Origin of the sequence: Streptomyces sp. NPDC032940 (assembly GCF_040636935.1) — a bacterium.
In the GTDB taxonomy this organism is placed as follows: domain Bacteria; phylum Actinomycetota; class Actinomycetes; order Streptomycetales; family Streptomycetaceae; genus Streptomyces.
Genome location: NZ_JBEZVJ010000012.1, coordinates 78,916 through 99,093 on the forward strand (window position 1 = coordinate 78,916; position 20,178 = coordinate 99,093).

Consider the following 20,178-nt stretch of genomic DNA (forward strand, 5'->3'; position numbering starts at 1 on the left):
AGAAGAAGAAGTCATGAAGATCTGCGTCATCGGCAACTCGGTCGCCGCGTCCCGTACCGAGGAGGAGGCCCCGCTCGCCGGCTGGGGGCAGTACCTCGCGGAGTTCCTGGCGGCCGGCTCCGACGTCCGCAACTACGCGCGCGACGCGATGACGCTGCGCGGCTACTACACCGAGCGGTTCGCGGCGCTGCTCACGCTCGTGGGCCCCGGCGACGTGGTGCTCATCGCCTTCGGCCATGTCGAGCAGCGCATCAACCAGCTCAACCGGTACCACGGGCCGCGGGAGTTCAAGGAGTATCTGCGGCTGTACGCCGAGGCGCTGCGGGCGCAGGGCGCGGTCCCCGTCCTGGTGTCCCCGGCGGCCCGCTGCGTCTTCGACGTCTCCGGCCGTCCGGTGGACACCCACGACGGCTACCGCGAACTGACCCTGGAGGCCGCCGCCGAGCTGGAGTGCGCCGTCATCGATCTCACGGCGTCCACCACCCGGCTGCTGGCGGAACTGGGCCCCACCCGGGCCAGGGGCCTCTACCGCTGGCTCGACCCGGGCGACCACCCGGGGCACCCCCAGGGCATCATCGACTCCAGCCACCTCAACCACGCCGGTGCGCGTGAGGCGGCCCGGCTGGTGGCGAGCGGCCTCGCGGCCGTGCCCGGCGTGCCCCCGGGTCTGGTGGCGGTCCAGAACCTCATGCCGGGCCGGATCCCGGAGGTGCAGACGGAGTTCACCGTGCAGCACCCGCACCTCGCCCTCACGGCCCACCCCGAGGTGAGCGCCGCCCCGGCCGTCACGTCGCCGGCCCCCGGCCAACTGGTGGGCGCGGGACGCAAGCTGACGGGCACGGCCCCCGGGGGCGCCCAGTACGTCCTGTTCTTCGAGGACGGCCAGTACCTCGGCGGCACCCAGGTCGCCGCGGACGGCACCTGGCAGTGGCGGCGCGCCGTGCAGTGGCCGCAGGGCCGGCACAAGGTGACCGCCGTCGCGCTCGCCGGGAGTGCGGTGTCGTCGGCGGCGGAGACCGACTTCGAGGTACTGGAGCACCTGGAGGCACCCGAGGTGATCGGCCCGCGGCCCGGCGCCTTCAGCGGACCCCGACCCCGGTTCTCGGGAACGGCGGGACGCGGCACCGAGAAGGTCATGGTGCTGGAACAGGGACGGCTGATCGCCGAGGCGCCGGTGCAGGAGGACGGCACCTGGCGGGTCACCCACGCCCACGACTGGCGGCCGGGGACCTACACCGTCGAGTTCGTGGGGGTCTTCAGCGCGGTCCACTCCCCGCCCGCCCGGCTCGAGCTGAAGGTGCACGGCGTCCCGGCGGACAGCTGGCTCCACACCTCGACGGCGGCGCGGGTGCCCTGCGGTGCGGACTGCGAGCACTACCCGGCGCTGCCCGCCTGGTGACCGCCGACCCGGGCCGGGAGCGGGCAGGGACCGCCCGCTCCCGGCCCGGGTACGGCGAAGGGGCCCCCGCCTTCCGGCGGGGGCCCCTTCGCCGTTGCATCGGAGACCTACGCGGGCACGCTCGCCACGCCCGCCTCCAGGAACCGCTTCCCGTTCACCCGCTCGGAGACGCCCTCGCGGTCCAGGTACGGCGTGATGCCGCCCAGGTGGAAGGGCCAGCCGGCGCCGGTGATCAGGCAGAGGTCGATGTCCTGGGCCTCGGCGACGACGCCCTCGTCCAGCATCAGACCGATCTCCTGGGCCACCGCGTCCAGGACGCGCTCGCGGACCTGCTCCTCGGTGAGGACGGTGTCGCCCTGCTCGAGCAGCGCGGCGACCTCCGGGTCCAGCTCGGGCTTGCCGCTGTCGTAGACGTAGAAGCCGCGCTTGCCCGCCTCGACGACCGCCTTCAGGTTCGGGGAGACCGTGAAGCGCTCCGGGAAGGACCGGTTCAGGGTCTCCGAGACGTGCAGGCCGATGGCCGGGCCGACCAGCTCCAGGAGGACCAGCGGGGACATCGGCAGGCCCAGCGGCTCCACCGCCTTCTCCGCGACCTCGACGGGCGTGCCCTCGTCGATGACGTTCTGGATCTCGCCCATGAAGCGGGTCAGGATGCGGTTGACCACGAACGCCGGGGCGTCCTTGACCAGGACCGCGGTCTTCTTCAGCTTCTTGGCGACGGCGAAGGCCGTGGCCAGCGAAGCGTCGTCGGTCTGCTCGCCGCGGACGATCTCCAGCAGCGGGAGGATCGCGACCGGGTTGAAGAAGTGGAAGCCGACGACCCGCTCGGGGTGCTTCAGCTTCGACGCCATCTCCGAGACGGAGAGGGAGGAGGTGTTGGTGGCGAGGATCGCGTGCGCCGGGGCGACCGCCTCGACCTCCGCGAACACCTTCTGCTTGACGCCCATCTCCTCGAAGACCGCTTCGATGATGAAGTCGGCGTCCGCGAAGCCCTCGGCCTTGTCCAGGACACCGCTCACCAGCGCCTTGAGGCGGTTGGCCTTGTCCTGGTTGACACGGCCCTTGCCGAGCAGCTTGTCGATCTCGGCGTGGACGTAGCCCACGCCCTTGTCGACGCGCTCCTGGTCGATGTCCGTGAGGACGACCGGGACCTCCAGGCGGCGCAGGAAGAGCAGCGCCAGCTGCGAGGCCATCAGGCCGGCGCCGACGACGCCCACCTTGGTGACCGGGCGGGCCAGAGACTTGTCCGGCGCACCGGCGGGACGCTTGCCGCGCTTCTGCACCAGGTTGAACGAGTAGATGCCCGCGCGCAGTTCGCCGCCCATGATCAGGTCGGCGAGCGCCTGGTCCTCGGCGTCGAAGCCCTGCTGGAGGTCGCCGTTCTTGGCGGCGGCGATGATGTCCAGGGCGCGGTAGGCGGCAGGGGCCGCGCCGTGCACCTTGCCGTCGGCGATGAACCGGCCGCGCGCGACGGCCTGGTCCCAGGCCTCCCCGCGGTCGATCGCGGGACGCTCGACGGCGATCTCGCCCTTGAGGACGGACGCGGTCCAGATCAGCGACTGCTCCAGGAAGTCCGCACCCTCGAAGATCGCGTCCGCGATGCCGAGTTCGTGGACCTGCTTGCCCTTGAGCTGCTTGTTCTGGTTGAGGCTGTTCTCGATGATCACCGAGACGGCCTTGTCGGCGCCGATCAGGTTCGGCAGCAGCGTGCAACCGCCCCAGCCGGGGACCAGGCCGAGGAAGACCTCGGGGAGGGAGAACGCAGGGAGGGCCGCGGACACCGTGCGGTAGGTGCAGTGCAGGCCGATCTCGACGCCGCCGCCCATGGAGGCGCCGTTGTAGTACGCGAAGGACGGCACGGCGAGGTTCGCCAGGCGCTTGAGGACGTCGTGGCCGCCCTTGCCGATGGCCAGTGCGTCCTCGTGGCGCTTCAGCAGCTCGACGCCCTTGAGGTCGGCGCCGACCGCGAAGATGAACGGCTTGCCGGTGACGCCGACGCCGACGATGTCGCCGTCCGCGGCCTCCTTCTCGACCTGGTCGATCGCGGCGTCGATGTTCGCCAGCGACTGCGGGCCGAGCGTGGTCGGCTTGGTGTGGTCGTGGCCGTTGTCCAGGGTGATGAGCGCGAAGCGCCCGGCTCCCAGGGGGAGGTCGAAGTGGCGCACGTGGGCGCTGGTGACGACCTCGCCGGGGAACAGCTCGGCCGCACCCTTCAGCAGCTCTGCGGTGGTGCTCACTTGTCCCCCTCGAAGTGCGGGTTCTCCCAGATGACCGTGGCGCCCATGCCGAAGCCGACGCACATGGTCGTCAGGCCGTAGCGGACGTGCGGCTGTTCCTCGAACTGGCGGGCCAGCTGCGTCATCAGGCGGACGCCCGAGGATGCCAGCGGGTGGCCGAAGGCGATGGCGCCGCCGTACTGGTTGACGCGGGCGTCGTCGTCGGCGATGCCGTAGTGCTCCAGGAACGCGAGGACCTGGACGGCGAAGGCCTCGTTGATCTCGAACAGGCCGATGTCGGAGATCGACAGGCCGGCCTGCGCGAGGGCCTTCTCGGTGGCCGGGATCGGGCCGTAGCCCATGACCTCCGGCTCCACGCCCGCGAAGGCGTAGGAGACCAGGCGCATCTTGACCGGCAGGCCGTTCTCGCGGGCGAAGTCCTCGCTCGCGATGAGGGAGGCGGTCGCGCCGTCGTTCAGACCGGCCGCGTTGCCCGCGGTGACCCGGCCGTGCACGCGGAACGGCGTCTTCAGGCCCGACAGGTTCTCCAGCGTGGTGCCCGGACGCATCGGCTCGTCGGCGGTGACCAGGCCCCAGCCCGTCTCGCCGGCTTCCGCGTTGGTGCGGCGCACCGAGACCGGCACCAGGTCGGCCTGGATCTGGCCGTTGGCGTACGCCTTGGCGGCCTTCTCCTGCGAGCGCACGGCGTACTCGTCGGCGCGCCGCTTGGTGATGCTCGGGTAGCGGTCGTGCAGGTTCTCGGCGGTCATGCCCATGAACAGGGCGGACTCGTCGACCAGCTTCTCGCTGACGAACCGCGGGTTCGGGTCGACGCCCTCGCCCATCGGGTGGCGGCCCATGTGCTCGACACCGCCCGCGATGGCGACGTCGTACGCGCCGAAGGCGACCGAGCCGGCCACCGTGGTGACGGCGGTCAGGGCGCCCGCGCACATGCGGTCGATCGAGTAGCCCGGGACCGAGGTCGGCAGGCCCGCCAGGATGCCGGCGGTGCGGCCGATGGTCAGGCCCTGGTCGCCGATCTGCGTGGTCGCGGCGACGGCGACCTCGTCGATCTTCTTCGGGTCGAGACCGGGGTTGCGGCGCAGCAGCTCCCGGATCGCCTTCACGACCAGGTCGTCGGCGCGGGTCTCGTGGTAGATGCCCTTCGGGCCCGCCTTGCCGAACGGGGTGCGGACGCCGTCGACGAAGACGACGTCCCTGACGGTACGAGGCACGATGGCTCTCCTCCAGGGTGCGGGATGGCACTGCTGCGGCACGCATGCACTGAGCGCGCGCTCAGGCCCATGCTACTTATGAGTAACGTAGCTGCCCAGTCCCCCCGGCCCAAGCGGTGAAGGTCACACCCGGAGCCGGGCGGACATCACCCCTTCGGCGGCCCGGGGGCGTCGCCGCCGCGCCTCCCGCCGCGTCCGTCAGGCGGGCTCCGCCTCCTGGTTCAGGGCCGTCACCAGGACCGGCGTCACCTGTTCCACCTGCCACGGCCGGGCGCCGTGGGCGGTGAGGGCCGCGGCCACGCTCTCCCGGTCGGCCGGCTTCGGCGGCTCCCAGCAGACCCTGCGCACGGTGTCCGGCGTGATCAGGTTCTCCTGCGGCATGTTCAGCTGCTCGGCCAGGGCGGTCACCCCCGCCCGCGCCGCGGCCAGCCGGGCGGCTGCGGCCGGGTCCTTGTCGGCCCAGGCGCGCGGCGGCGGGGGACCCGTCACCGGCTGGCCGGGCTGGGGCAGCTGGGACTCCGTGAGGCCCTTGGCCCGGTCGACCGCGGCCTGCCACTGGTCCAGCTGCCGGCGGTTCACCCGCCCGAAGCCGCCGAGCGCCCCGAGCGCGTGCGCGTTGGCCGGCAGCGCGAGCGCGGCCTCCACGATCGCGGCGTCCCCGAGCACCTTGCCGGGGGAGACGTCACGGCGCTGCGCGATCCGGTCCCGGGTCTGCCACAGCTCCCGGACGACGGCGAGCTGCCGGCGCCGGCGCACCTTGTGCATGCCGGACGTGCGGCGCCACGGGTCCTTGCGGGGCTCGGCCGGCGGGGCCGAGGCGATCGCGTCGAACTCCTGCCGGGCCCACTCCAGCTTGCCCTGCCGGTCCAGCTCCTTCTCCAGCGCGTCGCGCAGGTCGACCAGGAGCTCGACGTCGAGGGCGGCGTAGCGCAGCCACGGTTCGGGCAGCGGGCGGGTCGACCAGTCGACGGCCGAGTGGCCCTTCTCCAGGACGAATCCCAGCACGTTCTCGACCATCGCGCCGAGGCCGACCCGGGGGAAGCCGGCGAGCCGGCCGGCCAGCTCGGTGTCGAAGATGCGGGTGGGCACCATCCCTATGTCCCGCAGACACGGCAGGTCCTGGGTGGCCGCGTGCAGCACCCACTCGGCGCCCGAGACCGCCGCGCCCAGCTCCGACAGGTCGGGGCAGGCGACGGGGTCGATGAGCGCGGTGCCGGCGCCCTGGCGGCGCAGCTGCACCAGATAGGCGCGCTGGCCGTAGCGGTAGCCGGAGGCGCGCTCGGCGTCGACGGCGACGGGGCCGCTGCCGGCGGCGAATGCGGCGGTCACCTCGGCGAGGGCGGCCGCGTCGGCGATCACCGGCGGTACGCCCTCGCGTGGTTCGAGCAAGGGGATCGGCGCCTGGCTCACAGAAGATCCGGCGTCGTCCGGAGGAGCGCCTCCGGTGGTGCGCAGTGAACGGTCTGCTGCGGTTTCGTGGGCCTCGGTCACCGGTCAAGGGTATCGGTGTATGCGCGCAGCCCGCCGACGGAACGTTCCGTCGGCGGGCTGCGGGGGGTCGTTATCCGGACAGGTCAGGGAAGGACGGGGCGCACCGGGGAGGGGTGGGCGGTCGCGCGGCGGGCGGGGTTCGGGGCGGTCAGTGGATGATGCCGGTCCGCAGGGCCACCGCCACCATGCCGGCGCGGTCGCCCGTGCCGAGCTTGCGGGCGATGCGGGCCAGGTGGCTCTTGACGGTCAGGGCGGACAGGCCCATGGAGACGCCGATCGCCTTGTTCGACTGGCCCTCCGCGACCAGTCGCAGCACCTCGACCTCGCGGCCGGAGAGTTCGCGGTAGCCGCCCGGGTGGCTCGGGGCGCCCGGGGGGCGGCGGTGCAGTCGGGCGGCGGCGGCGCCGATGGGGGCGGCACCGGGCCGGGTGGGGAGCCCGATGTTGGTACGGGTGCCGGTGACGACGTAGCCCTTGACGCCGCCGGCGAGGGCGTTGCGGACGGCGCCGATGTCGTCGGCGGCGGACAGGGCGAGCCCGTTGGGCCAGCCCGCGGCGCGGGTCTCGGACAGCAGGGTGAGACCGGAGCCGTCGGGGAGATGGACGTCTGCGACGCAGATGTCGCGGGGGTTGCCGATGCGGGGACGAGCCTCCGCGACGGACGAGGCCTCGATGACGTCGCGCACACCGAGCGCCCACAGATGGCGGGTGACGGTGGAACGGACGCGCGGGTCGGCCACGACCACCATGGCGGTCGGCTTGTTCGGGCGGTAGGCGACCAGGCTTGCGGGCTGCTCGAGGAGAACGGACACCAGGCCTCCTGGGATGCGGGACGGGACCGGCTCCTGGGGGACGAAGCCGGGACGAACCGTGCTTTCAAGGTCACAGTCGTCTTCGGCACCGGACGCGTCCGCCTTTAGGGAATGATCACGATCTGGTGAGTAACAATCCGAGCAATTCGGACACGCGGTCGATCATTCGAAGATCGAACGGTTTCCATCTCTGTCGAGATCTTTGTCGATACGAGGCCGAAAGTGGCCGTATCGACAAAGTGACCGCCGGTCGGGCAGGCGTCGACGGGTGCGTTCCCTTGTGATCGTTCTTGACCGGCTTCCTAGCGGGACTGCGGCCCGCGCCGCTGGGGCAGCGTGACGACCGACGCGTCGCCGGGACCGGCCGGCGGCAGACCCGCGACCTGGGCCAGCAGGTCGCACCACGAGGCGAGGTGGGCGGCCGTGTCCGGCACCCCCTTCAGGCCCTCGCGGGGCGTCCAGGAGGCGCGGATCTCGATCTGCGAGGCGGACGGACGCGCCGACAGCCCGCCGAAGTAGTGGGAGCTGGCCCGCGTGACGGTGCCGCTGGGCTCGCCGTAGACCAGGCCCCGGGCCTGGAGGGCGCCGGTGAGCCAGGACCAGCAGACGTCCGGCAGCAGCGGATCCGCGGCCATCTCCGGCTCCAGCTCGGCGCGCACCAGCGTGACCAGCCGGAAGGTGCCTCGCCAGGCGTCGTGCCCGGCCGGGTCGTGCAGCAGCACCAGACGCCCGTCGGCCAGATCCTCGTCGCCGTCGACGACCGCGGCCTCCAGCGCGTACGCGAACGGCGCGAGGCGCTGCGGCGCGCGCGTCGTCTCCACCTCGATCTGCGGCCGCAGCCGCGCGGTCTGGAGCGCGTCGACGGCGGCCGTGAACGGCGGCGGTGCCGCGCCGCCCGGTTGCCGCCCGCCCTCCTTGGTGCCCTTCTGTTCGTCCATTCCGCCAGCGTCGTCCGACAGTCGTCCCTGAGCCGCAGCCATGCGGGGAAGATTAAGCGGAACGGCGCCCCGGCGCAGGGAGGGACACCCGCGTGCGGGCGCGATGTCCGGATCACGTGGTACGGCGAGGGCGCGCCGGGGCCCGTGCGGGTGCGCGCGCCCCGGTCCGGCGAGCCCGCACCCGAGGGCGGGCACCGCCCGGGGGGCATGCGAGACTTGCCGCTGTGAGTGCCAACGAGAGCCCCGCGGGCAAGCAGCCGACCGCCACGTACGACTCCGCCTTCCTCAAGGCGTGCCGGCGTGAGCCGGTGCCGCACACCCCCGTGTGGTTCATGCGCCAGGCCGGCCGCTCACTGCCGGAGTACCTCAAGGTGCGCGAGGGCATCCCGATGCTCGAGTCCTGCATGCGGCCGGAGCTGGTCGCCGAGATCACCCTCCAGCCGGTGCGCCGGCACGGCGTGGACGCGGCGATCTACTTCAGCGACATCGTGGTCCCGCTCAAGGCCATCGGCATCGACCTCGACATCAAGCCGGGCGTCGGCCCGGTCGTCGCGAACCCGATCCGCTCCCGCGCGGACCTCGCGCAGTTGCGCGACCTCACCCCGGAGGACGTCTCCTACGTCACCGAGGCGTACGGCCTGCTCACCCGTGAGCTGGGCGCGACCCCGCTGATCGGCTTCGCGGGCGCCCCCTTCACCCTTGCGAGCTACCTCGTGGAGGGCGGCCCGTCCCGCAACCACGAGCACACCAAGGCGCTCATGTACGGCGACCCCGAGCTGTGGGCCGACCTGCTGGACCGCCTCGCCGACATCACGGCAGCCTTCCTTTCGGTGCAGCTCGAGGCCGGCGCGAGCGCCGTGCAGCTCTTCGACTCCTGGGTCGGCGCCCTCGCCCCCGCCGACTACCGCCGCTTCGTGCAGCCCGCCTCCCGCAAGGTCTTCGACGCCGTCGCCGGGTACGGCGTGCCGCGCATCCACTTCGGTGTCGGCACCGGCGAACTGCTGCGCGACATGGGCGAGGCCGGCGCGGACGTCGTCGGCGTCGACTGGCGCGTCCCGCTGGACGAGGCCGCCCGCCGCGTCGGCCCCGGCAAGGCGCTCCAGGGGAACCTTGACCCGGCCGTGCTCTTCTCTTCCCCGCAGGCGGTCGAGGCCAAGACCCGCGAGGTCCTCGACGCCGCGGCCGGACTGGAGGGACACGTCTTCAACCTCGGCCACGGCGTCCTGCCCACCACCGACCCGGACGCGCTGACCCGCCTCGTGGAGTACGTCCACAGCAGCACCGCGCGCTGACCCTCGCGAGGGGCGCCGGGGCGGGCGCGGCGGAGAGGCCGCGACCGTCCCGGCCTTTTTGCGCGCGCCTGTTTACATCGATGTACAACCAGTCCTAGCCTGACGCGGATCTCGCTTCCCGAAGCTCACCGAAGCTCGCCGAAGCTCGCAGGAAAGGGGAACGTGTTGTTGCCGCTCCGACTGTTCCGCGCCCTCGCACACCACCGCTTCCGCGCCCTCTCACCCGTTCTGGCCGTGGTGCTGAGCACACTGCTCGCCGCACCGGCCGTCGCAGCGGCTCCCGCACCCTCCGCCCCGGCCGCGGCGGACACCGTCTCCACCGCCGCCACCGGCACCCCGCTGCGCGACGGCACGGGCCTGTACCCGCGCGCCATTCGGCTCGCCCGGGACGGACGGATCCTGGCCGGCGTCGTCACCTTCGACGGCGACCAGGGGATCGGCGCCGTCCACGAGAGCACCGACAACGGCGCCACCTTCCACGAGGTGGGCCGGATCTCCGACCCCGAGTCCGGGTCCGGCCGGGGGCTCTGCTGCAGCACCCTGTTCGAACTGCCCCGGCAGATCGGCGCGCTGCCGGCCGGCACCCTGCTCTGGGCCTCGTCGGCCGGCCAGGACGAGCCCGACCGCCGCATGGCGCTGCGGATCTGGCGCAGCGACGACGTGGGCCGCACCTGGTCCTACCTCTCCGCGTGCGCGGTCGCCACCGGCACCGGCGGCCTGTGGGAACCGGAGTTCTCGATCGCCTCGGACGGCGCCCTGGTCTGCCACTACTCCGACGAGACGGACCCCGCGCACAGCCAGAAACTCGTCGCCGTACGCAGCTACGACGGCGTCACCTGGCAGGGGCGCCACGACACCGTCGCCAGCTCCCTGGCGACCGACCGGCCCGGCATGCCGGTCGTGCGCAGGCTGCCCGACGGCACGTACGTCATGAGCTACGAGATCTGCACCCCCGGCGGGCAGTACCAGTGCGTGGTGCACTACCGCACCTCCGCCGACGGCTGGAACTGGGGGAGCGTCACCGACCTCGGCATCCGTCCCGAGACGGTCGACGGCAAGTACTTCCGCGCCACCCCGACCATCGCCTGGGCACCGAGCCCGGACGGCGACCCCGACGGACGGCTGCTGCTGGTGGGACAGCGCCTGCTCGAGAAGGACGGCAGCGTCGCCGCCGGGAGCGGCCGGACGATCCTCGCCAACACCGAGAACGGCAGCGGGCCCTGGTACGAGATCGAGGCACCGGTGCAGGTGCCCGACCCGCAGATCAACTACTGCCAGAACTACAGCTCCCCGCTGCTGCCCTCGGCCGACGGCCGCACGGTCCTGCAGATCGCCACCGACTTCGACGGCACGGTCTGCAAGCCGTACTACGCCACCGGCTCCGTCACCGGGACCGGCGACGGAGCCGGGGTCGTCGACGGCGCGGTCTACCGGCTGGTCAACGCCAACAGCGGACAGTGCCTCGACGTGGCCGCCGACTCCCGCGCGCCGGGCGGCAACGTGCAGCAGTGGCCGTGCAACGGACTCGGCCCGCAGGACTTCAGGTTCACCGCCCGCGGGGAGGGCCGCTTCACGCTCACCGGCCGCAACAGCGGCCACTGCCTGGACGTGGAGAACGGCTCCGCCACACCCGGCGCCAACGTCCGCCAGTGGTACTGCAACGGCGCCGCCGCCCAGGACTGGCGGCCGGAGAACGTCGGCCGGGGCTACTACCGCCTCGTCGTCCGCTCCAGCGGACAGTGCCTGGACGTGGCGCAGGGGTCGAGGACAGCAGGCGCCAACGTCCAGCAGTGGACCTGCAACGGCCTCCAGCCGCAGATCTGGCGGCTGGAGCGCGCCTGAGAGCGGGCCCCGCGGTCGGCCCGTCCCACGGCCACCGGACCGACCGCACCTCCACGGGACCCGCAGGGACCGTCGGCCGACGGGCCGAGCCCGCAGCGCACCCCTACTGGGCACCGCAGGCAGGAGCCCGGCCTCCTGCTCCGCGGGCCCCTGCCAACAGCGTCCTGAGATACGCGTCGTGCGCCTGTAGGAGCCGGACCGCGCGGTCCGTGCCGTCGGTCAGGAACGGCAGGACCGCAAGGGCCGGGACGGTGGCGGTGAGGGCCACGAGCTGGGCCGGGGCGAGCAGGGCGACCAGCAGCACGCGCCGAAGCGGGCCGATCAGCAGCGGAAGAAATGTCATGCCTCCAGCACAGCCCGTCCGGCCCCCGCCGGCGTCATGCCACGAACGAGCCCGTACCGAAGCGAAAGCCGCCGAACGCCGCCGAACACCGCCGAACGCCGCTGAGAACACCGGGCTCTTCCCTATCCTGGTGGGCACGCGCCAGGAGGTGACGGGTGGCCGACCGCGACGCCGTGCAGGGCACCGCCGCCGTGCCGGAGGACGACTTCGGGCGACGGCTGACGGAGTTCGCCGCCGACCTGAAGGAGCTGCGGATCGAGCGCGGCAACCTGCCGCTGCGCGAGATCGCCCGGCGCGCTCCCCGGCACCGGCCCCTGTCGGCCGCGGCGGTCAGCGAGACGCTCAACGGCAAGCGGCTGCCGCGCTTGGACTTCCTGATGGCGCTGGTACGGACACTGCTCGCCCACGACCACGAGGGCCGTCCGCATCCGCTCGGCCGCGACGACCCGCGCCTGGAAGTCTGGCGCACGCGCTGGCGCGACCTGGAACTGCTGCGCACGGCGCGGCCGCCCGCGGCCCGCCGCCCCGCCTCCCCGAAAGCGGACCCCGGTCCACCGGTCCCGGCATCCGCCGTCGCCGCCACCTCGCACGCTCCTGCCGCTGTCCGAGCCCCCGCCACCGCTCGCGCCGCCGCGGCCGATGCGTCCCCGGCCCGCGTCCTTCTCGGTGAACAGAGCCGCGGTGCGCGCTCCTTGGCGTTCTCGCCCGACGGGAAACTCCTCGCCACCGTGAACGACGACCCGCTGGTGCGGTTGTGGCACGCGGCCACCGGTGAGCCCGCGAGCGCCCCTCTCACCGGGCACGGGGACGGAGTCAGGTGTGTGGTGTTCTCGCCCGACGGCCGGCTGCTGGCGACGGCGGGCCGCGACCGGGCAGTGCGGCTGTGGGACCCGCGCACCGGTGTGCCCGTCGGCGAGCCGTTCGCGCAGAGCGGCACACTCTGGACCCTCGCCTTCTCCCCCGACGGGAGCCTGCTGGCCACCGGGGGCCGCGACCGGACCGTACAGCTGTGGGACCCGGTGACCCGGAAGCCGGTCGGCGCCCCGCTCGCCGCGCACACGGGCGGCGTCGAAGCCGTGGCGTTCTCACCGGACGGACGCCTGCTCGCCTCCGGAGGCGCCGGTGCCACCGTACGGCTGTGGCGGGCGGACGGCGGCGCGCCGGAGGGGGAGCCGCTGCTCGGGCACCGCGGCGAGATCCGGGCCCTGGCGTTCTCACCCGACAGCCGCCTGCTGGCCTCCGGCGACTGGGACGGGACGGTCCGCCTCTGGGACCCGTGCGCCGGCGCGCCCGTCGGCGATCCCCTCACCGGTCACCGCAACGCGGTCAGGGGCCTGGCGTTCTCGCCCGACGGACGGCTGCTGGTCTCGGCCGGCATGGACCGCACCGTCCGCTTGTGGGACCCGGTCTCCCACGGCCCCCTCGGCCCGCCCCTCACCCGCCACGCCTGCGCCTTCCGCACCCTCGGCTTCTCCCCCGACGGCCGCTTCCTCGCCGCCGGCGGGGACGACGAGCCGGTGGCCCTGTGGGCGACGGCGGATCTCGCCGGGGCCCCGGTCACGGACGGTCGACCGGACCGCACGTAATTGCTACGGGATTCCTACGGGGCCCGTCGGGCCCGGCGGCCGAAGAGGATGCCGGGCGGTTCCGGCGGCGGGGGAGTGCCGGGCTTGAGGGGCCAGGCGAGGAGCATGCCGGCCACGAAGCCGACGACGTGGGCCACGTAGGCGACGGCGCCCGCGGCGGAGACGCCCTGGCCGGCGGAGTAGAAGGCCTGGAGGACGAACCACAGGCCCAGGACGATCCACGCCGGCAGGCGCAGCGGCAGGAAGATCAGGAAGGGGACGAGGACCCATACCCGGGCCCTCGGATAGAGCACCAGGTAGGCGCCCAGCACCCCGGCGATCGCGCCCGACGCGCCGATCAGCGGGTCGGCCGAGTCCGCGTTCAGGAGGGCGAAGCCGTAGGTCGCCGCGTAGCCGCAGACGCCGTAGAACAGCAGGTAGCGCAGGTGGCCCATGCGGTCCTCGACGTTGTTGCCGAAGATCCACAGGAAGAGCATGTTGCCCAGCAGGTGCGGCCAGCCGCCGTGCAGGAACATCGCCGTCGCGACGCTCAGCTCCGGCGACTTGTCGTAGCCCGGCGGGCCGATCACACACCCGGGGCCCTGCGGGCCCACCCCGGTCGCACCGGTGGGCACCAGCCGGGGCATGCGGTGCTGCAGCAGTTCCCGGGGCACCGCCGCGTAGTGGTCCAGGAACGCCTGGAGATGGCACATCTGCGCGAGAGAGCCGTCGCCCGTCACGGAACCGGTCATGCCGGGGGTGAACAGGAACACGAGCACGTTCGCGGCGATCAGGGCGTACGTCACCCAGGGCGTGCGGCGCGCCGGGTTCACGTCATGGACGGGGATGACCACGGGACACTACTGCCCGCCTGACGGACGGTGAATCGGCGTGACGTCTGAACGCCCCCGTCCGTGGCTGCGTATGTCCTCTCAACCGCCCGCGGCCCGGGGAAGGCGGGGCGCGGGGACGACGTGAGGATCAGGCGATGAACGAACGGGTCACACCGGTTCCGGCGATGCACGCCCTGCCCGACGGCGAGGCCGAGGTCGCCCTCGTGCTGCGCCTGCCCTGGGAGGACGTCGCCCGGCTCGGGCAGGAGGCCGGGCGGCTGGCCGCGCAGCGGCAACGCCCCGTGACACTGGACGAGGCGGTGAGCCACCGGCTGCGCTCCGCCCGCGCCGCCGCGCACGCCAAGCCGGCCGGCGAGCAGCCGCCCGCCGTCACCGCCCCGGCGTCCATGACCGCCCCGGCGTCCGTGTCGTCCCTGCCCGCACGGCCCCCGGCCGAGCAGGCACGGCAGGCCATCGACCGCATCAACGGCACCGCGTAGCGCCCACGGGCGGAGCGGGTCAGCGGTGCTCCTCCACCGCCCGCGCCGCCTTGCGGGCCGCCACCAGCACGGGGTCCCACACGGGGGAGAACGGCGGCGCGTAACCCAGGTCCAGGGCCGTCATCTGCTCCACCGTCATCCCCGCCGTGAGGGCCACCGCGGCGACGTCGACGCGCTTGCCCGCGCCCTCACGGCCGACGATCTGCACGCCGAGCAGGCGTCCGGTGCGCCGCTCGGCGAGCATCTTCACCGTCATGGGCGAGGCACCCGGGTAGTACCCGGCGCGGCTGGTGGACTCGATCGTCACCGTCACGAACCGCAGCCCCGCCCGCAGCGCGTCCTTCTCCCGCAGCCCGGTCCGCGCGATCTCCAGGTCGCACACCTTGCTGACCGCGGTGCCGACCACGCCCGGGAACGTGGCGTAGCCGCCGCCCGCGTTGGTGCCGACGACCTGCCCGTGCTTGTTGGCGTGCGTGCCCAGCGGAATGTGCCGCTCCTGCCCGGAGACCAGGTCGAGCACCTCCACGCAGTCGCCGCCGGCCCAGATGTTCTCGTGCCCGCGCACCCGCATCGCGAGGTCGGTCAGCAGCCCGCCGTGGGCGCCGAGCGGCAGCCCGGCCCGGGCGGCGAGCGCGGTCTCGGGGCGGACGCCGATGCCGAGGACCACCACGTCCGCCGGGTACTGGGCGTCCGCGGTGGCCACCGCGCGGGCCCGGCCGTCGTCGCCGGTGAGCACCTCGGTGACCTCGGCGTCGTTCACCATGGTGATGCCGAGGCCCTCCATGGCCTCGTGCACCGTCCGGCCCATGTCCGGGTCGAGCGTGGACATCGGCTCCCGGCCGCGGTTGACCACCGTCACCTCGTAGCCGCGGTTGATGAGCGCCTCGGCCATCTCCACGCCGATGTACCCGGCGCCGACGACCACCGCGCGCCGCCCCCGCGTGCGGGACAGCGTCTCGAGCAGGGCCTGCCCGTCGTCGAGGGTCTGCACGCCGTGCACGCCGGGTGCGTCGATCCCCGGCAGATCGGGCCGGACCGGGCGGGCGCCGGTCGCGATCACGAGCTTGTCGTACGGCGTCCAGGCCTCCGCGCCCGACTCGAGGTCCCGGGCGCGCACCCGTCCGCCGGCCACGTCGACCTCCGTCACCTCCGTGCGCATCCGCAGGTCGATGCCGCGCGCGCGGTGCTCCTCGGGCGTACGGGCGACGAGGTCGTCCCGGTCGGTGACGTCACCGCCGACCCAGTAGGGGATGCCGCACGCCGAGAACGAGCTGAAGTGACCGCGTTCGAACGCGATGATCTCCAGCTCGTCCGGGCCCCTCAGCCGGCGCGCCTGCGACGCCGCGGACATCCCCGCGGCGTCACCGCCGACCACGACCAGCCGTTCCCGCGCCCCGCCCGCGCCCCGCCCACCGCTCGTACCGCTGATGCTCATGCGAACACGCTACGCGGGCGCGGATCTTCAGTCCCGCTCGCGGGTCGGCTCGGCGGGCCTGGCGCCCGGCACCGGCGGTGCGGCCGGCAGCGGGCCGACCGCCGTCGCCTGCGGCGCGGCGGCCGGGCGGCGCGGCAGCCGGGGCCGCACCACGCGCGCCCACAGCAGCACGAGCAGTGCCGCCACCGCGGCGAACGGCAGGACGGCGCCGAACACGATCGCCACCCAGCGCAGCATCGTCACGAACGCGTCCCAGCCGCCCGCCAGCGCGTCCGTGAACCCCGGGTCGTCGTCCTCCTCGACGGCCTCCTTCCTCACCGGCGTCTCGGACAGGGAGAGGGTGACGGTGGCCAGGCTCGTACGGTCCTTCAGGGAGGACTGCTGGGCGAGCAGCGCCTCCAGTTCGGCCTGACGGGAGCTCAGCTCGCTCTCCAGTGTCACCACGTCGCTCAGCGTGGTCGCGCGGTCCATCAGCTCGCGCACCCGGGCCACGCTGGCGCGCTGCGAGGCGATGCGGCTCTGCACGTCCACCACCTGGTCGGTGACGTCCTCCGCCTTCGCGTCGCGCTCCAGGAGCTTGCCGGCGCCCTCCAGTTCGGACATCACGTCCTGGTACGCGTCGACGGGCACGCGCAGGACGATGCGGGTCCGCTCGTGACCGTCCTCGTCCCGGCGGGTGGTCTCGTCGCCGACGTAGCCGCCCGCGTTCTCGGCCGTGGTGCGGGCCGCGTCGAGCGCCTTGGGGACGTCCTTGACCTGGACCGTCAGGGAGGCGGTGCGGATGATGTGGCTCGCGGCGGCCTTCGCCGGCGCGGTCGCCCGGGAGCGGTCGGCGCCCCCTTCCGCGCCCGCGCCCGCCGCGCCCTGCGCCCCGCTCGTCGGTGCGGCGGCCTTGGCGTCGCTCGTGCGGGCGGAGTCGTTCCCGTTGCCGGCGCTGCATCCGGTGAGGGCGAGGGACGCGGTCAGCAGGACGGCGGCCGCGGCCGGAACGGCTCGCAGGGTGGGTGGTGTACGCACAAGGGCCCCCCGGGGTCGGTGTCGACTGTCGTTCCTATGACGTCGCGAGGGGCGCGGACGACGGCGCGGAACGGTCCCGAAGAGGTCACGGTCCGGACTCGCCGACGGCCCCCCGCGGCCCGGCCTGACGGCCGCCGCGCCGACGGGGTCTGAGAGGCTTGGGGCATGTGCGCTAGCGAGACCCCGGCGGGCACGGCACCCGCGGACACCCGGCACGTCGTCGTCATCGGAGCCGGCATCGCCGGTCTGGCCGCCGCCCACCGGCTGCTGGAGCGGGGGGCCCGCGTGACCGTGCTGGAGGCCTCCGACCGCGTCGGCGGCAAGCTGCTGCCCGGTGAGATCGCCGGCGTCCGCGTCGACCTCGGCGCCGAGTCGATGCTGGCCCGCCGCCCCGAGGCCGTCGGCCTGGCCCGCGCGGCCGGTCTCGCCGACCGCCTCCAGCCGCCGTCCACCGCGACGGCCTCCCTGTGGACCCGCGGCGCCCTGCGCCCCATGCCCAAGGGCCATGTGATGGGCGTTCCCGGCACCGCCGCCGCCCTCGCCGGCGTGCTCTCGCCCGAGGGCCTCGCCCGCATCGGGCGCGACGCCGAACTGCCCCGCACCGAGGTCGGCGAGGACGTCGCGGTCGGGGAGTACGTGGCCGCGCGGCTGGGCCGCGAGGTCGTCGACCGGCTCGTCGAGCCGCTGCTGGGCGGGGTCTACGCGGGCGACGCGTACCGCATCTCGCTGCGCTCGGCCGTGCCGCAGCTCTTCGAGGCGGCCCGCACCCACACCTCCCTGACCGAGGCGGTGCGCGCCCTCCAGGGCCGCACGGCCACCTCCCCGCCGAGCGGCCCGGTGTTCATGGGTATCGAGGGCGGCATCGGCACCCTCCCGCTCGCCGTCGCCGAGTCGGTGCGGGCGCGGGGCGGCGAGATCGTCACCGGGGCACCCGTGACGGAGCTGCGCCGCACCGCGCCGGACGGCTGGCGGGTCGTCGCCGGCGACCGGGCGCTGCACGCGGACGCGGTCGTCGTCGCCGTGCCCGCGCCCGCCGCCGCCGGACTGCTGCGCGCCGAGGCGCCGGGCGCCGCCGCGGAACTGGACGCCGTCGAGTACGCCTCGATGGCCCTGGTCACCCTCGCCTACCGCCGCTCCGACGCCGCCGCGCTTCCCGAGGGCAGCGGCTTCCTCGTACCGCCGGTCGACGGGCGCACCATCAAGGCGTCCACCTTCGCCTCCCGCAAGTGGGGCTGGATCGCCGACGAGGACCCCGGCCTGGTCGTCCTGCGCACCTCGGTCGGCAGGTACGGCGAGACGGAGATCCTCGGCCGCGACGACGAAGGGCTCGTCGCCGTGTCCCGGCACGACCTGGAGGAGGCCACCGGACTGACGGCCGCGCCGGTCGCCACCCGCGTCACCCGCTGGCAGGACGGCCTGCCGCAGTACCCCGTCGGCCACCACGCGCGCGTGGTCCGCGTCCGCGCCCACGTCGCCAGGCTCCCGGGTCTCGCCGTGTGCGGCGCCGCCTACGACGGCGTCGGCGTCCCGGCGAGCATCGCGAGCGCGTACGCGGCCGTCGACCAGATCGACGGGGACCGGCGCGGTGTGGAGGAGCTCACCGCCAACCCGGTGCAGAGTCTGCACGGCGGAGCGGGAGAATAGGGTCATGAGTGACGACGCCACCACCCCCGCAGCCGACCGGATCCCGAACAAGGGCAAGCTGGCCAAGGACCTCAACGAGGTCATCCGCTACACCCTCTGGTCCGTCTTCAGGCTCAAGGACGTGCTGCCCGAGGACCGCGCGGGCTACGCCGACGAGGTCCAGGAGCTGTTCGACCAGCTCGCCGCGAAGGACGTGACGATCCGCGGCACCTACGACGTGTCCGGCCTGCGCGCCGACGCCGACCTCATGATCTGGTGGCACGCGGAGACCAGCGACCAGCTGCAGGAGGCGTACAACCTCTTCCGCCGCACGAAGCTGGGCCGCGCCCTCACGCCGGTCTGGTCGAACATGGCGCTGCACCGCCCCGCCGAGTTCAACCGCTCGCACATCCCGGCGTTCCTCGCCGACGAGACGCCGCGCAACTACGTCAGCGTCTACCCGTTCGTGCGCTCCTACGACTGGTACCTGCTGCCCGACGAGGACCGCCGCCGCATGCTCGCCGACCACGGCAAGATGGCCCGCGGCTACCCGGACGTGCGCGCCAACACGGTCGCCTCCTTCTCGCTCGGCGACTACGAGTGGATCCTCGCCTTCGAGGCCGACGAGCTGGACCGCATCGTCGACCTCATGCGCCACCTGCGCGGCTCCGAGGCCCGCATGCACGTCCGCGAGGAGATCCCGTTCTACACCGGGCGCCGCAAGGACATCGCGGAGCTGGTGGCCGGGCTGGCCTGACCGGCGGGACATCGCCGAGCTGGTCCGGGCCGGGCTGATCGCCCCCTGCCCGGCCCGGCGCCGCTCAGCCCCGCCGCTCCCCGAGGTACTCCTCGCGGTGCGCGAAGGCCGCCCGCAGATCGGGTTCACCGACGGCGTGGACGCCGCGTACGGCGACGGACGTGAGGTACGTGCGCTCGTCCGCCGCGCCGTCGGCCTGGCGGGCGAGCGTACCGAGCAGCCGCTGTCCGGCCGGGGAGGCCCAGCGGGAGTACGGGTGGACCTCCATCCGCGCTGTCGCCAGGGCGCTCAGCGTCAGGACGAGCGGCAGCGCGAACCACAGGGCGATCAGATGGCGCGGCACGTCCGTGGGAACGGGCAGCGCCAGCGCGGCGGCGCCCAGCGCGCACACGGTGAGCGCGGCGAGCCGCACCCGCCGGACGCCGGCCGCGATGCTGCGGGCCCCGTCCGGCACGGCGAGGCCCGCACCGACCAGCCGGTCCGCGAGGCCCCGTACCGCGTCGGCGGTGGCGGCGGCCGCCCGCACCGGTGCTATCCGGGACTGCCCCTGTGGCCCTATGGCCCCGAGGACCGACCGCTCCATCTCGTCCCGGCCGCGCGGGTCGACGACCGTCGCCCAGCCGGTGTGCGCGAGCAGCAGGCGCCGCTGGCGCGCCATGGAGACCAGCGTCAGGTCGGCGACCCGCCGGGGACCACCGGACAGGAACGCCGCCTCGTACAGCGTCAGCGTGTGCGCACGGCCCCCGGACGAGGTGTCGGTGGCGGCCTCGCGCACGGCGGCCAGGCACAGCCGTGTGCACGCCAGACCGGCGACGACCCAGGCCGGCAGCAGGAGAAGGACCCAGAACATGCCGTACTTCTATGCCAAGGGGTCACGCCGG

At 73.8% G+C, this 20,178-nt stretch carries 17 protein-coding genes; 7 read left to right on the plus strand and 10 right to left on the minus strand.

Annotation, left to right across the window (positions count from 1 at the left end; all coding sequences use genetic code 11):
* Positions 1-13: 13 nt before the first annotated feature.
* Positions 14-1,399, plus strand: coding sequence for a GDSL-type esterase/lipase family protein (locus tag AB0E77_RS17370; RefSeq protein ID WP_361571040.1), 1,386 nt, complete (start codon positions 14-16; stop codon positions 1,397-1,399).
* Positions 1,400-1,506: 107 nt separating this feature from the next.
* Here AB0E77_RS17370 and AB0E77_RS17375 read toward each other — a convergent pair whose 3' ends face one another.
* From AB0E77_RS17375 to AB0E77_RS17395, 5 genes are all read right to left on the minus strand, one after another.
* The gene (locus AB0E77_RS17375; RefSeq protein ID WP_361571043.1) at positions 1,507-3,636 is read right to left on the minus strand and encodes a 3-hydroxyacyl-CoA dehydrogenase NAD-binding domain-containing protein; all 2,130 of its coding nucleotides are present in this window, start codon (positions 3,634-3,636) and stop codon (positions 1,507-1,509) included.
* Positions 3,633-4,850 carry an acetyl-CoA C-acyltransferase gene (locus tag AB0E77_RS17380; RefSeq protein ID WP_361571046.1) on the minus strand — a complete coding sequence of 406 codons (1,218 nt, stop codon included), beginning with the start codon at positions 4,848-4,850 and terminating at the stop codon, positions 3,633-3,635. The genes AB0E77_RS17375 and AB0E77_RS17380 overlap by 4 nt, the downstream gene beginning before the upstream one ends.
* A 198-nt stretch (positions 4,851-5,048) precedes the next feature.
* On the minus strand, positions 5,049-6,341 hold the full coding sequence (locus tag AB0E77_RS17385) for a ribonuclease D (RefSeq protein ID WP_361571048.1): 1,293 nt from the start codon (positions 6,339-6,341) through the stop codon (positions 5,049-5,051).
* A gap of 148 nt (positions 6,342-6,489) precedes the next feature.
* Complete coding sequence (locus AB0E77_RS17390) at positions 6,490-7,152, minus strand: response regulator transcription factor (RefSeq protein WP_030249151.1); 663 nt, start codon at positions 7,150-7,152, stop codon at positions 6,490-6,492.
* Positions 7,153-7,454: 302 nt separating this feature from the next.
* Positions 7,455-8,132 carry a DUF3000 domain-containing protein gene (locus AB0E77_RS17395; protein WP_361571051.1) on the minus strand — a complete coding sequence of 226 codons (678 nt, stop codon included), beginning with the start codon at positions 8,130-8,132 and terminating at the stop codon, positions 7,455-7,457.
* Positions 8,133-8,314: 182 nt separating this feature from the next.
* Here AB0E77_RS17395 and hemE point away from each other — a divergent pair, with 182 nt between their 5' ends.
* Both hemE and AB0E77_RS17405 read left to right on the plus strand, forming a co-directional pair.
* On the plus strand, positions 8,315-9,382 hold the full coding sequence (hemE, locus tag AB0E77_RS17400; RefSeq protein ID WP_361571054.1) for a uroporphyrinogen decarboxylase: 1,068 nt from the start codon (positions 8,315-8,317) through the stop codon (positions 9,380-9,382).
* A 168-nt stretch (positions 9,383-9,550) separates the two neighbouring features.
* Positions 9,551-11,224 carry an RICIN domain-containing protein gene (locus AB0E77_RS17405; RefSeq protein WP_361571057.1) on the plus strand — a complete coding sequence of 558 codons (1,674 nt, stop codon included), beginning with the start codon at positions 9,551-9,553 and terminating at the stop codon, positions 11,222-11,224.
* Positions 11,225-11,327: 103 nt separating this feature from the next.
* Here AB0E77_RS17405 and AB0E77_RS17410 read toward each other — a convergent pair whose 3' ends face one another.
* Entirely contained in the window at positions 11,328-11,567 is a 240-nt protein-coding gene (locus AB0E77_RS17410; RefSeq protein WP_361571060.1) for a dTMP kinase, read from the minus strand.
* A gap of 155 nt (positions 11,568-11,722) precedes the next feature.
* On the opposite strand from AB0E77_RS17410, the gene AB0E77_RS17415 reads away from it, so the two are divergent.
* The gene (locus AB0E77_RS17415; protein ID WP_361571063.1) at positions 11,723-13,153 is read left to right on the plus strand and encodes a WD40 repeat domain-containing protein; all 1,431 of its coding nucleotides are present in this window, start codon (positions 11,723-11,725) and stop codon (positions 13,151-13,153) included.
* A gap of 14 nt (positions 13,154-13,167) precedes the next feature.
* Here AB0E77_RS17415 and AB0E77_RS17420 read toward each other — a convergent pair whose 3' ends face one another.
* The gene (locus AB0E77_RS17420; protein ID WP_361571066.1) at positions 13,168-13,986 is read right to left on the minus strand and encodes a rhomboid family intramembrane serine protease; all 819 of its coding nucleotides are present in this window, start codon (positions 13,984-13,986) and stop codon (positions 13,168-13,170) included.
* A gap of 134 nt (positions 13,987-14,120) precedes the next feature.
* On the opposite strand from AB0E77_RS17420, the gene AB0E77_RS17425 reads away from it, so the two are divergent.
* Positions 14,121-14,465, plus strand: coding sequence for a hypothetical protein (locus tag AB0E77_RS17425; protein WP_361571069.1), 345 nt, complete (start codon positions 14,121-14,123; stop codon positions 14,463-14,465).
* Between the two features lie 19 nt (positions 14,466-14,484).
* Here AB0E77_RS17425 and AB0E77_RS17430 read toward each other — a convergent pair whose 3' ends face one another.
* Positions 14,485-15,900, minus strand: a complete 1,416-nt coding sequence (locus tag AB0E77_RS17430; protein WP_361571072.1) for an FAD-dependent oxidoreductase — start codon at positions 15,898-15,900, stop codon at positions 14,485-14,487.
* Between the two features lie 27 nt (positions 15,901-15,927).
* Complete coding sequence (locus AB0E77_RS17435) at positions 15,928-16,917, minus strand: DUF4349 domain-containing protein (RefSeq protein WP_361571075.1); 990 nt, start codon at positions 16,915-16,917, stop codon at positions 15,928-15,930.
* A gap of 165 nt (positions 16,918-17,082) precedes the next feature.
* Here AB0E77_RS17435 and hemG point away from each other — a divergent pair, with 165 nt between their 5' ends.
* Together hemG and hemQ are read left to right on the plus strand one after the other, a co-directional pair.
* On the plus strand, positions 17,083-18,561 hold the full coding sequence (gene hemG / locus AB0E77_RS17440; protein WP_361571078.1) for a protoporphyrinogen oxidase: 1,479 nt from the start codon (positions 17,083-17,085) through the stop codon (positions 18,559-18,561).
* Positions 18,562-18,565: 4 nt separating this feature from the next.
* Positions 18,566-19,297 carry a hydrogen peroxide-dependent heme synthase gene (gene hemQ / locus AB0E77_RS17445; RefSeq protein WP_361571081.1) on the plus strand — a complete coding sequence of 244 codons (732 nt, stop codon included), beginning with the start codon at positions 18,566-18,568 and terminating at the stop codon, positions 19,295-19,297.
* A 64-nt stretch (positions 19,298-19,361) separates the two neighbouring features.
* On the opposite strand, the gene AB0E77_RS17450 is transcribed toward hemQ, so the two are convergent.
* The gene (locus AB0E77_RS17450; protein WP_361571084.1) at positions 19,362-20,147 is read right to left on the minus strand and encodes a TIGR04222 domain-containing membrane protein; all 786 of its coding nucleotides are present in this window, start codon (positions 20,145-20,147) and stop codon (positions 19,362-19,364) included.
* Positions 20,148-20,178 lie beyond the last annotated feature (31 nt).